At 73.2% G+C, this 12,239-nt stretch carries 13 protein-coding genes; 9 read left to right on the top strand and 4 right to left on the bottom strand.

The features are described from left to right. Positions 1-73 precede the first annotated feature (73 nt). The gene (locus KIH74_RS23855) at positions 74-1,204 is read right to left on the bottom strand and encodes an FAD-dependent oxidoreductase (RefSeq protein ID WP_214158357.1); all 1,131 of its coding nucleotides are present in this window, start codon (positions 1,202-1,204) and stop codon (positions 74-76) included. A gap of 126 nt (positions 1,205-1,330) precedes the next feature. Between KIH74_RS23855 and KIH74_RS23850 the strand changes: the two genes are divergently transcribed. Genes KIH74_RS23850 through KIH74_RS23840 form a run of 3 tightly spaced genes read left to right on the top strand, consistent with a single transcriptional unit; the run spans position 1,331 to position 3,759 of the window. Continuing rightward, the gene (locus KIH74_RS23850) at positions 1,331-2,248 is read left to right on the top strand and encodes a LysR family transcriptional regulator (RefSeq protein WP_372492117.1); all 918 of its coding nucleotides are present in this window, start codon (positions 1,331-1,333) and stop codon (positions 2,246-2,248) included. Positions 2,249-2,257: 9 nt separating this feature from the next. After that, positions 2,258-3,307, top strand: a complete 1,050-nt coding sequence (locus tag KIH74_RS23845) for an NAD(P)-dependent alcohol dehydrogenase (RefSeq protein WP_214158355.1) — start codon at positions 2,258-2,260, stop codon at positions 3,305-3,307. Then, the gene (locus KIH74_RS23840; RefSeq protein ID WP_214158354.1) at positions 3,304-3,759 is read left to right on the top strand and encodes a MerR family transcriptional regulator; all 456 of its coding nucleotides are present in this window, start codon (positions 3,304-3,306) and stop codon (positions 3,757-3,759) included. Before KIH74_RS23845 ends, KIH74_RS23840 begins: the two co-directional genes overlap by 4 nt. A 9-nt stretch (positions 3,760-3,768) precedes the next feature. Here the strand turns inward: KIH74_RS23840 and KIH74_RS23835 are convergent, their stop codons facing one another. Next, on the bottom strand, positions 3,769-4,611 hold the full coding sequence (locus KIH74_RS23835; protein ID WP_214158353.1) for an oxygenase MpaB family protein: 843 nt from the start codon (positions 4,609-4,611) through the stop codon (positions 3,769-3,771). A gap of 111 nt (positions 4,612-4,722) precedes the next feature. Between KIH74_RS23835 and KIH74_RS23830 the strand changes: the two genes are divergently transcribed. Continuing rightward, a complete protein-coding gene (locus tag KIH74_RS23830; protein ID WP_214158352.1) occupies positions 4,723-5,322 on the top strand; it encodes a GNAT family N-acetyltransferase in 600 nt (199 codons plus the stop codon). On the opposite strand, the gene KIH74_RS23825 is transcribed toward KIH74_RS23830, so the two are convergent. Together KIH74_RS23825 and KIH74_RS23820 are read right to left on the bottom strand one after the other, a co-directional pair. Further along, positions 5,301-5,696 carry a YchJ family protein gene (locus KIH74_RS23825; protein WP_214158351.1) on the bottom strand — a complete coding sequence of 132 codons (396 nt, stop codon included), beginning with the start codon at positions 5,694-5,696 and terminating at the stop codon, positions 5,301-5,303. The genes KIH74_RS23830 and KIH74_RS23825 overlap by 22 nt on opposite strands. Next, positions 5,693-6,172, bottom strand: a complete 480-nt coding sequence (locus KIH74_RS23820) for a YxiG-like protein (protein ID WP_214158350.1) — start codon at positions 6,170-6,172, stop codon at positions 5,693-5,695. Before KIH74_RS23820 ends, KIH74_RS23825 begins: the two co-directional genes overlap by 4 nt. A gap of 61 nt (positions 6,173-6,233) precedes the next feature. On the opposite strand from KIH74_RS23820, the gene KIH74_RS23815 reads away from it, so the two are divergent. The 5 genes from KIH74_RS23815 (at position 6,234) to KIH74_RS23795 (ending at position 12,235) form a co-directional block, all read left to right on the top strand. Then, complete coding sequence (locus KIH74_RS23815) at positions 6,234-7,070, top strand: LLM class flavin-dependent oxidoreductase (RefSeq protein WP_214158349.1); 837 nt, start codon at positions 6,234-6,236, stop codon at positions 7,068-7,070. An 83-nt stretch (positions 7,071-7,153) separates the two neighbouring features. Further along, positions 7,154-7,645 carry a TlpA disulfide reductase family protein gene (locus tag KIH74_RS23810; protein WP_214158348.1) on the top strand — a complete coding sequence of 164 codons (492 nt, stop codon included), beginning with the start codon at positions 7,154-7,156 and terminating at the stop codon, positions 7,643-7,645. Positions 7,646-7,802: 157 nt separating this feature from the next. Beyond that, a complete protein-coding gene (locus tag KIH74_RS23805; RefSeq protein ID WP_214158347.1) occupies positions 7,803-8,939 on the top strand; it encodes a lactonase family protein in 1,137 nt (378 codons plus the stop codon). Between the two features lie 268 nt (positions 8,940-9,207). After that, positions 9,208-10,065 carry a helix-turn-helix transcriptional regulator gene (locus KIH74_RS23800; RefSeq protein ID WP_214158346.1) on the top strand — a complete coding sequence of 286 codons (858 nt, stop codon included), beginning with the start codon at positions 9,208-9,210 and terminating at the stop codon, positions 10,063-10,065. Positions 10,066-10,189: 124 nt separating this feature from the next. Further along, entirely contained in the window at positions 10,190-12,235 is a 2,046-nt protein-coding gene (locus tag KIH74_RS23795) for a serine/threonine-protein kinase (RefSeq protein ID WP_214158345.1), read from the top strand. Positions 12,236-12,239: the final 4 nt, after the last annotated feature.

Here is a 12,239-nt window from a genome sequence, read left to right as displayed (position 1 = left end):
GGCTGGAACGACGGACGACGGGGAGCCCGTGCGGAGCCCCCCGTCGTCCGTCGTTCCAGCGATCGCACCAGCCTCAGGCCGGCACGCTCACCAGCGCCGAGATGTCACGCATCAGCCCGGGCACGTCGCCGCGCTCGCCGTTCAGCAGCCAGCCCGCCATCCGGTTGGACGCCTCCACCACGGCACCGGCGCGGGCGAAACGCCGCTCGGTGAAGGCGTTCCACAGTGCGTCGTCCACCTGTTCGTGGGTGGTCAGCAACTCGGCCAGCACCGCGGCGTCCTCCAGCGCCATCGCCGCGCCCTGGGCCAGGGTGGGCGGGCAGGTGTGCGCGGCGTCGCCGATCAGCACCACCCGGCCGCGGTTCCACGGCGCGTCCAGCAGGTGGGTCTCGAACCAGGTGTAGTTGACCTTCGAGGGGTCGGTGAGGTTCTCCCGGATCTCGTCCCAGGGTCCGTGGTAGGCCTGCGTGAGCCGCCGCATCGTGGCCAGCTGCTGCTCCGGCGCCAGCCCGGACCGGTCCTGGGCCCTCTCGACGATGTAGGCGTAGAGCGAGTTCTCGCCGGTCGGGCAGTAGCCCGCGATGTACGACTCGCCGCCGTGGATCAGGTCGGTGCGGGTCACGCTCGCCGGGCGCGGGCCGAACGCCCGCCAGATGCCCATGCCCACGGCCTTCGTCTCCAGCTCGATGCCGAGCCCGGCGCGCGTGGCGGACCGGATGCCGTCGGCCGCGACCACCACGTCGTACCGGCCCCGCGAGCCGTCGCTCAGGGTGACGTCGACGCCGGCGTCGTCCTGGGTGAGGGTGGTCACCGTGGTGCCGAAACGCAGCCCGACGCCGGCCGCGGCGGCCCGGTCGACGAGGATGCGGGCCAGCTCGGGGCGGGGCATGCCCACCGTGGCGGGCAGGTCCGGACCGCCGGTGCGCGCGTCCGGCACCTCGGCCAGCAGCGTGCCGTGCGCATCCGGGGCCCGCATGCCCAGGCTGTCGAACGCGTACCCGGCGGCCAGCACCTCGTCCCACACCCCCAGGCCCTTCAGCACCCGCAAAGCGTTGCCCTGCACGGTGATACCCGATCCGAGGGCCGTGACCCCGGGCTGGCGCTCGACCAGGTCGACCGCCACCCCGGCGCCGGCCAGCCCGATCGCGACGGCCGTCCCGGCGACGCCTCCACCGATCACCAGCACGTTCCCGACTGCGGCCACGATCCACTCTCCTTCGTTGTGTGCCCTTGCGGCACGTCCACTGTCGGGGAGGGGAGTCTCGGGAGGGAAGACACGATGCCTGATGGGGTGCATCGACCACAGTGATACGTTTGTCATATTAGTACAGTGAGTTTGGCGCGCCTTGACCTGAATTTGCTGGTGGCACTAGACGCTCTGCTGCGTGAGCGCAGTGTCACCCGCGCCGCCGCGGCAATGGGCCTGGGGCAGCCCGCTCTCTCGGCGTCCCTGGGAAAACTGCGCCGGCACTTCGGTGACGACCTGCTCACCCGGGTGGGCAACGACTACCGGCTCACGCCGCTGGCCGTGCAGCTGGAAGAGCTGGTGCGCACCGCGCTGACCGGCGCCGAGCGGGTGTTCGCCGCCCAGAGCGGGTTCGACCCGGCCGTGTCCACCCGCGAATTCACGCTGACCATCAGCGATTACGCGACCACGGTGTTCGGCGACCGGATCGCCCGCATCCTCGGCGAGGAGTCACCGAACGCCCGGCTCCGGCTCTCCGACAGCCATCCGTCCGTGGTCGACCGCGCCGACCGCGCGCTGCTCACCTCCGACCTGCTGGTGCTGCCCCACGGCATCGTCAGCGACATGTCGCACCAGGACCTGTTCCGCGACCGGTGGGTCTGCCTGGTGGCCTCGGGGTCGGCCGCCGCCGAGCACGGGCTGACCGTCGACGACCTCCGGAAACTGCCCTGGGTGGCGACTTATCACGGCCCGTCCGACCCGTCGCCGGTGACCCGGCAGATGCAGATGCTCGGCATCGAGCCGCACGTGCAGATCGTCACGGAGAACTTCCTCGCCGTGCCCGCCCTGGTGGCCCGCAGCGACCGGGTGGCGCTGCTGCAACGCCGCCTGGCTGACCTGCTGCCCCCGGACGCCGGCGTGCGCCCGCTGCCCTGCCCGTTCGACGCGCCGCCGCTGATCGAGGCGATGTGGTGGCACCCCACCTTCGATGACGAGCCGGAGCACCAGTACCTGCGGGACGTGGTGCGGCGGGCTTGCGCTGGAGTGCACTCCAGTTCCTAGCGTCGTGCCATGACCACCGGATACGCCCTGCTCACCCCGGGCGGCACGCTCCAGCCGTGGACCTTCGGCCTGCGCGCCACCCGCCCCGACGACGTCCGCGTCCGCATCACCCACTGCGGCGTCTGCCACTCCGACCTGCACGCGATCGAGGCAGCCGACGGCCTGCCGCTGGTGCCCGGGCACGAGTTCACCGGTGAGGTGGCCGAAATCGGTTCCGCGGTGACCGAATTCGCTGTCGGCGACCGGGTGGCCGTCGGCAACATCGTCGACTCGTGCGGCGTCTGCCCGGCCTGCCTCGACGAGGAGGAGACGTACTGCCTGGAGTTCCCCACCCTGACCTATGGCGGGGTGGACCGGCACGACGGCACGCCCCGCCACGGCGCGTACGCGCGGGAGACGGTGGTGCGTGACCGGTTCGTGTATCACCTGCCCGAGGAGCTGGACCCGGCCGGCGCCGCGCCCCTGATGTGTGCGGGCGTCACGATGTGGCAGCCACTGCGCCGGCTCGGGGTCGGGGCCGGCACCCGGGTCGGCGTGGCCGGGCTGGGCGGGCTCGGCCACCTGGCGGTGAAGTTCGCCCGGGCGCTGGGTGCGTCGGTGACCGTGTTCACCACCTCGCGGTCCCGGCGTGAGCAGGCTCTCGCCCTGGGGGCGGAGGCGGTGGTGCTCTCCACCGACCCGGACCAGATGGCCCGGCACGCCTATGCCTTCGACGTAATCGTCGACACCGTCCCGGGTGAGCATGACCTCACGCCGTACCTGCTCACGCTCGACTTCGACGGCACCCTCTGCGTGCTCGGCATCCCACCGCGTCACCAGGTGGACGCGATGGCCCTGCTGCGTGGACGCCGCCGGGTCACCGCCTCCGGGTCCTCCGGAGTGCGCGACGCCCGGGAGATGCTGGCGTTCGCCGCGGAGCACGGGATCACCGCGGACGTCGAGGTGCTGCCGGCCCCGCGGGTGCGGGAGGCGCTGGACCGGCTCGCGCGCGGGGACGTGCGGGGCCGGCTGGTGCTCGACCTGACCGTCACCGACGAGGCGCCTATCGTGGCCGGATGAGCGAGCAACCCGCCGTCGGCATCCGGGACGTGTCCGAGCGCACCGGCATCAGCGTCGACACGCTGCGCTGGTACGAACGGGAGGGCCTGATCCCGGAGGTCGGGCGGGGGACGGACGGGCGCCGTCGCTACACCCCGGCCGTCCTGCGCTGGGTCCGCACCGTGCAGGCGCTGCGCCGCACCGGGATGCCGGTGGCGGAGGTGCGGGAGTTCGTGCAGGCCGGGCCGCAGACGCTGGAACGGCACCGGTACCGGCTGGCGCTGCTGGAACGGCAGTCGGCGGCGATCGACGAGCAGCTGGCCCGGCTCACCGCCGACCGGTCGCTGATCGGGGCCAAGATCGAGAGCTACCGGCAGATCGTGGAGGCCGGGATGGACTGCGAGGACCCGGCCGCGGACCGGCTGGCGGACGAGGTGTTCGCCCGGTGGACGGCGGATCCCGCGGATCGGTGAACCGCCGGCTCAGTCACCGCGGCCGGTCTCCGTGGTGTAGGAGCGGCGCGGGCCCAGGTCGTCGAGCGTCCAGCCGTCCGGGTACTCGCCGTTCGGCTCGCCCAGCGCGAACCACGGCCCGGGCGGCCCGGAACGGCGACGGCGCCACGAGCGCACAGCCAGCAGCAGACCGATCACGAACCGTGCCGGAAGACCCGGCCGCCGGAAACCCAGTGCGGTGCGGGCCGGTTCCTCGATCAGCACCGGCACCAGGGCGAGGGCGGGGCGGCGCAGACGGCGCGGGATCGTCGAGGCCACCACGCCGATCGCCAGGCGCAGCAGCTCGTCACCGGCCGGGGTGCGGCGCAGCATGCGGGCCTCGTAGGCGGTGAACCAGGCGTCGAACGTGGCGAAGTCGGTGGGGATGTCGGTGATGCCCATCCGGGTGCCGAGCTCGACGTGCCAGTCGATGACGGTCTGCTGCTCGGCCCGGGTGATCGGCCGCCACCCGGCACGCCTGATCATGCGGATGTTCACCACCGCGAAAGTGCCCAGCACCCAGACGTAGTCGTCGTTGGTGATGCGCCACTGCCGGTGCATCACGTTCAGCCGGGCCACACCGCACTGCCCGGTGGGCGATTCCAGCCCGGCGTCGATGATCGCCCGCATGAACAGCCCGGTGTCGTAGGCGCGGCGGCGCGGTTCGGCGCCCATCTGCCCGGTGTGGCGCAGCAGCCCGGCGATCCGGGGTGAGGCGAACGTGCGCAGGTAGCCGAGCCGGTGGGTGAGGCGCGTCTCGAAGGCGAACGTGGACATGGCCAGTTCGCGGTACTTCCGGTCGAGCAGCCGCACCCGGTCCGAGTCGTCCGCCATTGGCGCAATGTAGACCATATCGCCCCGCGGTCGCCCGAAAGCCCGAATGGTGGACGGCGAACGGCCCGAAAAGGCCTGGCCCGCGCGGATCCCGCGCACCACAATCCCCCCATGACGCAGGCGACCCTGAGTACACGACGACTCACGCTGCTCCCCCTCGCGCCCCGGCACCTGGAGCACGAGGTGGCGCTCGACACCGATCCGCAGGTGATGCGCTACCTGTTCAGCGGCCGCCCCCGGCTGCGTGACGACATCGTGGCCGCGCACCACCGCCGGCTGCGGGTGGCGAAAGAGCATCCGGGGCTGGGCTTCTGGGTGGGCCTGCTGGACGGGACGTTCACCGGCTGGTGGCTGCTGGAACCGGCCTTCGACGACGGGCGGGTGCGGCCCGGCGAGGCGGAGATCGGATACCGCCTGCTGCCCGGGTTCTGGCGGCGGGGCCTGGCCAGTGAGGGGGCGGCCGAGCTGCTGCGGCACGCCTTCACCGACCTCTTCCCCGGCCTCGGCACGCAGCGGGTGTTCGGGCAGACGATGGCGGTCAACCAGGGGTCCCGGGCCACGATGGCGAGCATCGGGCTACGCCACGTGCGCAGCTTCCACGAGGAGTGGGACGAACCGATCCCGGGTGCCGAGCACGGCGAGGTGGAGTACGCGATCACCCGGGAGGAGTGGCTGGCCGGGCCGGCGGGTCAGGGGCGCGGCCCGACGTAGACCCAGCGGCCCTGGTCGCGGCGGAACAGCGAGTCCTCGCGCTGCACCTCGCGCTGCCCGTCGTAGCGGTACCAGGCCTCGAACTCGACCGAGCCCTCGGCGTCGAACGGACCACCGGCCTCCCGCCCCAGCACCACCAGGCGCTGCCACTGGATGTCCTCGTCGAGCCCCAGCCCTCCGGGCCGGCTCTCCGGCGCCCAGGTGCGCAGCAGATAGTCCTCGAGACCGAGCACGAACGCCGAGTACCGGCTGCGCATCAGGGCCTCGGCGGTCGGGGCGGCCTCGCCGCCGTGGTAGCGGCCGCAGCAGGCCGGGTACGGGTCGCCCCAGCCGCAGGGGCACCGGTCGGCCTTCTTCGCCGTCGCGCCGCTCATGCCGGCACCACGAACGGGGTGTAGCCGGCGGCCAGGTCGCTCACCGTCAGGTCGGAGAACATCAGCCGCAGCTCGTGCCCGTTGCCCTCCAGGGTGATCTCGTAGAACGGGACCCCGAGCCGGGACGCCCAGCGCCGGGTCTCGCGTGAGGTCTCGGGTTTGCCGGCGCCCGGGTAGAGGGCCTGGCCGCGCACGCCCCAGGCGTACACCGCGTCGTCGTGCGGCGTCTCCTGGTGCAGGAGGGCCTCGTCCAGCGAGCGGGCCCAGACGTCCGGGCCGACCGTGGAGGTCACGGTCACCCGGGGGCAGTGCCGGAACAGGTAGCGCCGGTGGCCCTGGCCGGCCTCCGGGTCGGCGCTCCCGCGCACGATCACCTCGTAGTCCCGCATGTAGTCGGTGTACCCGTGGTACACCAGGGCCTGGTCGAAGAGGTCGTCGAGGGCCTGCTCGATCTCGTCCGCGTTCACGGCGGACATCCCACCACGGCAGCCGGGTGGTGTGCCAAGACTGTCGGTGGTCGCTGGTAGTTCTTGGATCATGACGAACGAGAGCACGCGGTTCGGTTTCATCCTGCCCGGTGGCTCGGCCCGGCAGCAGCTGGAGCAGGCCGTCCTCGCCGAGCAGGCCGGGTGGGACGGCGTTTTCGTCTTCGAGACGGCCTACGGCGTCGACGCCTGGGGTCTACTCAGCGCGATCGCCGCGGCCACCTCCCGCATCCGGCTCGGCACCATGCTCACGCCGCTGCCCTGGCGCCGCCCGTGGAAGCTCGCGTCCCAGGTCGCCACCCTCGACGACCTGTCCGCCGGCCGGGCCGTGGTCGGTCTCGGCCTGGGCGCCGTCGACCCGGTCCTGCCCAGCGCCGCGGGCGACGTCACCGACCGCAAGCAGCGCGCGGCCATGCTCGACGAGGGCATCGACCTGATGCGGGCGCTCTGGCACGGCGACGGCTCGTACCAGGGCGAGCACTACAGCTTCCGCGGCGGCAGCCTCGTCGACGGCGCGCTGGCACCGGTGCAGAACCCGATCCCGGTGTGGGCGGTCGGCGCCTGGCCCCGCCCCCGCTCGATGAACCGCATCCTGCGGTGCGACGGGGTGATCCCGGAGTACCAGCTGGGCGAGGGCCGCCGGCCCACGCCCGGCGACCTGCGCGAGCTGATCGCCTGGCTGGCCGAGCGCGGCGCCACCGGCCTCGACGTGGTGCACGAGGGCGAGACCGGCGCCGGTGACCGGGCCGCCGCCATCGAGGCGGTCGCGCCCTGGTCCGAGGCCGGGGCCACCTGGTGGCTGGAGTCGCGCTGGGGCGGCGACCAGCACGGTGAGCAGAAACGGCGCGAGGTCACGGCCCGGCTGGAGGCGGGGCCGCCACGAGGGTGAGCGGGAATGAGCAGTGGTGAGCAGTGGCCCGCCGCCTGCCGATGATCCGGTGTCGGCCCGCCCGGGCCCGGAACGAGGATCCCGTGAACGACGCGTCAGCCCGCACCCTGCGGCTCGCCCCGGCCCTGTCGGCCGACCGCTGGTTCAACACGCCGCGCCCGCTCACGGCGGCCGACCTCGACGGGAAGGTGGTGCTGCTCTACGCCTTCCAGATGCTCTGCCCGCTCTGCGTGCACGAGGCCACCCCGCTGGTGAACCGCGTGCACCGGCTCACCCGTGACCGCCCGGGCATCGAGGTGGTCGGTCTGCACACGGTTTTCGAGAATCACGAGGCCATGGGCCCGCAGGCCCTGGCGGGCTACCTGGGCTCGGCCGGCGTCCGGTTCCCGGTGGGCGTCGACCGGCACGAGCCCGGCCACGACGCCCCGGTGACCATGCGGCGTCTCCAGTTGATCGGCACGCCCAGCTTCGTGCCCGTCGACAGGCAAGGGGTGGTGCGCGACCGGATCTTCGGGGTGCTGAGCGAACAGGCCCTGATCAGCCGGCTGGAGCGGATGCAGGCAGAGGCCGGCTGAGCACGGGCGGCCGTCAGGGCGGTTCCACCTGGCCACCGCCGGTGGTGCCGGCCACGAGCAGCAGACCGGCCGGCTCTCCCCGGCCGACCACCCCCGCACGCCGGCACCCCGGCACGCCGCGTCCGGCCCGCGCAGCCGGACCGACATACTCGGGCCCATGTCAGACGCGCGTTCCCCGTTCCCTCCCGGGCAGCACCACGACCTCTTCCTCGGCACCTACACCGAACGCCTGCCGCACGTCGACGGGCAGGCTCCCGGCATCATGCGGGCCGGCTACGCCGGGCACGGCAAGCTGGGTGAGACCACGCTGGCCACGGTGTTCCGCAACCCGTCCTGGGTGGCGGCTTTCGAGGGTGTGCTCTACGCCGTCTCGGAGACCCGCGCGGACGGCGGCGAGGGCGACGTCAGCGCCTACCGCATCGACCCGGACTCGCACACGCTGGTCCTGCTCGGCATGCAGCCCTCCGGCGGGGCCGACCCGGCGCACCTCGCGGTCTCACCCGACGGCCGCTACCTGGCCGTGGCCAACTACAGCGGCGGCTCGGTCGCGCTGTTCGCGCTGGACGGGCAGACCGGCCGGATCGGCGAGCGCCTCGACGTGGTCGTGCACGAGCCCCGGCACGACGGCGCCGGGCCGGACCCGGCCCGGCAGGAGGCCCCGCACCCGCACATGGTGGCCTGGGACCCGCACACCCACGACCTCTACGTTCCCGACCTCGGCCTCGACGCGGTGCTGGTCTACCGGGTCACCGACGGCCGGCTGGCCCCGGCCGGCCGGATCGCCTGCGCGCCCGGCAGCGGCCCCCGGCACCTGGCGTTCCACCCGGCCGGCGACGTGCTCTTCCTGGTCGGCGAGCTCAGCACCACCCTCACCGTCCTCGGGCGCGCCCGCTCCGGCTTCGCCGAGCTGGCCTCGGTCCCACTCCTTCCCGCCCCCTCCGGCGACGCCTCCACGGGCACCACCGGGGACGGCGGAAGACCCAGCACCGGCGCCGCCGTCCGGGTCAGCTCCGGTGGTGACCTGGTGTTCGCGAGCGTCCGCGGCCACGACAGCGTCAGCGTGTTCCGGTACGGCACCGACGGTGCACTCCAGCCGCTCACGGTCGTGCCCTCGCACGGGCTCACCCCGCGCGACATCGCGCTCACCCCCGACGAGCGGCACCTGCTGGTCGCGAACCAGGACAGCCACTCGGTCACGGTGTTCAGCGTCGACGGCTCGGCCCCCGGCGACAACGTGCTGTCGTACCTGGGCGAGCACTGGGCGCCGTCGCCGGTCTGCCTGGCCTGGGCCTGACCCCCTCCTCACCCACTCGCCGGCGGGCCCTGCCCGAAGAGGCCGCCGCCCGGCCGTGACCGGGCGGCGGCGACTCCGCTACATTCTGAGCACGCTCACTCACCCGGTGCTGTCTTGTCGCACCCGGCGCCACATCCACACGGATCTTCGGCGCAGCGCATGTATCTGAGCCGATTCTTGCGTCTCCTACCACTGGGACCCCGCCGGACGGCATCATCACGTCTACGTTCTCGGGCGGGGGATGCCCGGCAGCGACGGAGGAGTCTCGATGCAGACCGGCAACAGCACGGGGATCAGCCTGGCGACCGACAACCGGCCGAGGGTGCTCACCCAGCACGGCGGAAAACAGCACCCCGACCAGTACCAGAACCAGTCCGGCCAGGCCGGCGGCCAGCTCGGCGGGCAGCACCCGCACGCCCCGCAGGTGCACCCACAGGGGCACCCCCAGCAGGCGCACCAGCCGCAGCCGGCCCGCACCACCAAGGTGTTCGTCTTCGGCTGCGACCGGCTCTCCCAGGCCGGCATGGTCGCCTATCTGCGGGACTGTCCCGGCATTGAGCTGGTGCCGGAGGCCGGCATGGCCACGGCCGACGTCACCGTGGTGGCCGCCGAGGCGATGGACGAGCCCAGCCTGCTGGCCGTCCGCGCCGTGCAGCAGTCCGGCGCCCGGCGCACCCTGCTGGTGGTCGGCGAGATCGACGCCCGGGGCGTGGCCGACGCCTTCGACGCCGGGGTGATCGGCATCCTGCGCCGTTCCGCCATCACCACGCGCTCGCTGACCCGGGCGATCTCCTCGGCCCAGGCCGGTGAGAGCGTGCTGCCGACCGAGCTGCTGACCCGGCTGGTGCGGCAGGTGCGCGCGCCCCGGCCGCGGGTGTCGCTGCTGAAGGACGACGCCCCGGCCGCCACCTCCACGGTGCAGGTCCCCCCGGCGCAGCCGCACACCGAACGTGAGCTGGCGGTGCTGCGGATGCTCGGCGAGGGCTGCGACACCCGCGAGATCGCCCGGCGGCTGGCCTACTCCGAGCGCACCGTGAAGACCGTCATCCAGGAACTGTCGCAGCGGCTGGGTCTGCGCAACCGCTCGCACGCCGTGGCCTACGCGGTGCGCAACGGCCTGATCTGAGTCTGATCGGAGCGGGGGCCCCGGGCTACAGCTGGGTAACGGGGGCAGGGCCATTCATCGCCCTCTCATCCCTTCCGGGTAGATTCGCCGTTCGTCAGCACCCGGAACCACCAGGAGACCTACCGTGCCGCTGTCCCCCCTCCGGCCCGGCGATCCGGTGGCCATCGGCGGTTTCCAGCTGGTCGCGCGGCTCGGCGCGGGCGGTATGGGCGTGGTCTACGTGGGGTCCGACCAGGCCGGCCGACCCGCCGCGGTGAAGGCCGTCAAGGCCGAGCACGCGGCCGACCCGAGGTTCCGGGCCCGCTTCCGGCGGGAGGTCGCGGCGGCCCGTGCGGTCACCGGCACCTGCACGGCCCGGGTGCTCGACGCCGACCCGGACGCCGACGAACCCTGGCTGGCCACCGAGTACGTGGGCGGCGCCAGCCTGAGCGACGTGGTCCACGCCGACGGCCCGCTCACCGGCGACCTGTTGCACCCGCTGGCGGCCGGCCTGGCCGAGGCGCTGTGCGCGATCCACACGGCCGGGGTGGTGCACCGTGACCTGAAACCGGCCAATGTGCTGCTGGCCCCCGACGGCCCCAAGGTCATCGACTTCGGCATCGCCGCCCTGGAGTCGGCCACGCTGGCCACCGGAACCGGCGTCGGCATGGGCAGTCCCGGCTACATGGCGCCCGAGCAGATCACCGGCACCACCACGATCGGCCCGCCCGCCGACGTCTACGCCTGGGGCCTGACCGTGCTGTTCGCGGCCACCGGCCGCTCCCCGTTCGGCACCGGTCCCGCGCAGGCGCTGATGTACCGCGCCGTCGCCGCCGAGGTGGACATGACCGGCGCACCGGCCTGGATCGAGCCGCTGCTGCGCGCCGCCCTGGAACGCGAGCCCGCCGACCGCCCCACCGCGCAGCAGGTTCTGGGCTGGCTGGTCGAGAGCGGCACGCAGCCCCTGCGGGTCACCGGCGCCGAGCACAGCTCGCCGCGCAGAAGAGCAAGAATGACGGACGGCGAAACCCCCACCCCCACCCCCCGCACGCCGATCCCGGCGGCGGGCGCGGCCGGGATGGCAAACACAGACGCGGCAGGCGAGCCACTCGCCACCGAGCTGGTTCTGCGCCGCGAATGGCGCCAGCCCGCGGCCGCCCAGGCCCCGGCCCTGCCCTCGCAGCCGCTGATCGCCACCGGATCGGGCCCGGTCCACCCGGTCAGCGCCACCCGGATCGCCACCCCCGGTTTCCCTGGCGACCCCAGCCTCCATGGCGACCCCGGCCTCCGCGACAACCACGAAAATCGCGGCGGCCGTGGCAACCACACCGGCTACGGAACCCACGACAGCCAACCCGGCCACCCGGACTACGGCCCCCACGCCGGCCGAACCGGCCGGGCCGCCCCAAGCAACCACGACCATCAGACGGGCCACCACCCCCTCGGCCACCGGAACGACCACGACACCTCGACCCCAGCAGCCCGCAACCGCGTCCCCCTGATCGTCGGTGGCGCGGCGGCGTTCGTCGTGGCCGCCCTGGCCGCCTGGGTGCTCCTGTCCCCCGACGACCCCGGCACCGGGAACGGGGGCGCGGCGGCCGCCGCGGGCAGCACCGCCGCGACCCCCACGAGCGCGGCCGCGACGGGCACGGCGCAGGCGTCGTCCACCAGTTCACCGGAAGCAACGACCGAGAGCCCCACCGAGACCACCACCACGCAGGCCCCGGCCGCCGGCACGGTGACGGACGTCGACGGAATCCCCTCGTACAGCGGCGAGATCGGCGATCTCGACCTGGCCACCAGCTTCGGATCGTTCATCGTGGGCAACCACGACCAGGTCGTCCACATCGACGCGCAGGCGCCGGACTCCGACCACACCGACCGCTACTTCGTGGAGCACCCGGAGAACTCGGACTACGACGAACCGCACTTCACCCTGTTCGAGTGCAACGGCCTGGAAGACGGCCAGGAGCCGGGACTTCCGCCGGACGCCCCGTGCGCCGCCACCACCTATCTGATCGACCTGGACGACGACAGCCAGGCCTCGTTCGACTTCAGCGGCGGAAGCTACCGCCTCGAAGGGTATTTCGAGGTGGACGCGGACGAGGGCACCCAGAACGGTGCCACCGTCGTGAAGCTGTCAGGCCTCGACGCCGACGACGTCGACGACGCCCGCGACGACGGGGCCTGACAGC

This window comes from Kineosporia corallincola, from assembly GCF_018499875.1.
GTDB classification, from domain to species: Bacteria; Actinomycetota; Actinomycetes; order Actinomycetales; family Kineosporiaceae; genus Kineosporia; species Kineosporia corallincola.
The sequence above is the reverse complement of the archived record's forward strand: the minus strand, read 5'-3'. Positions and strand labels throughout refer to the sequence as shown.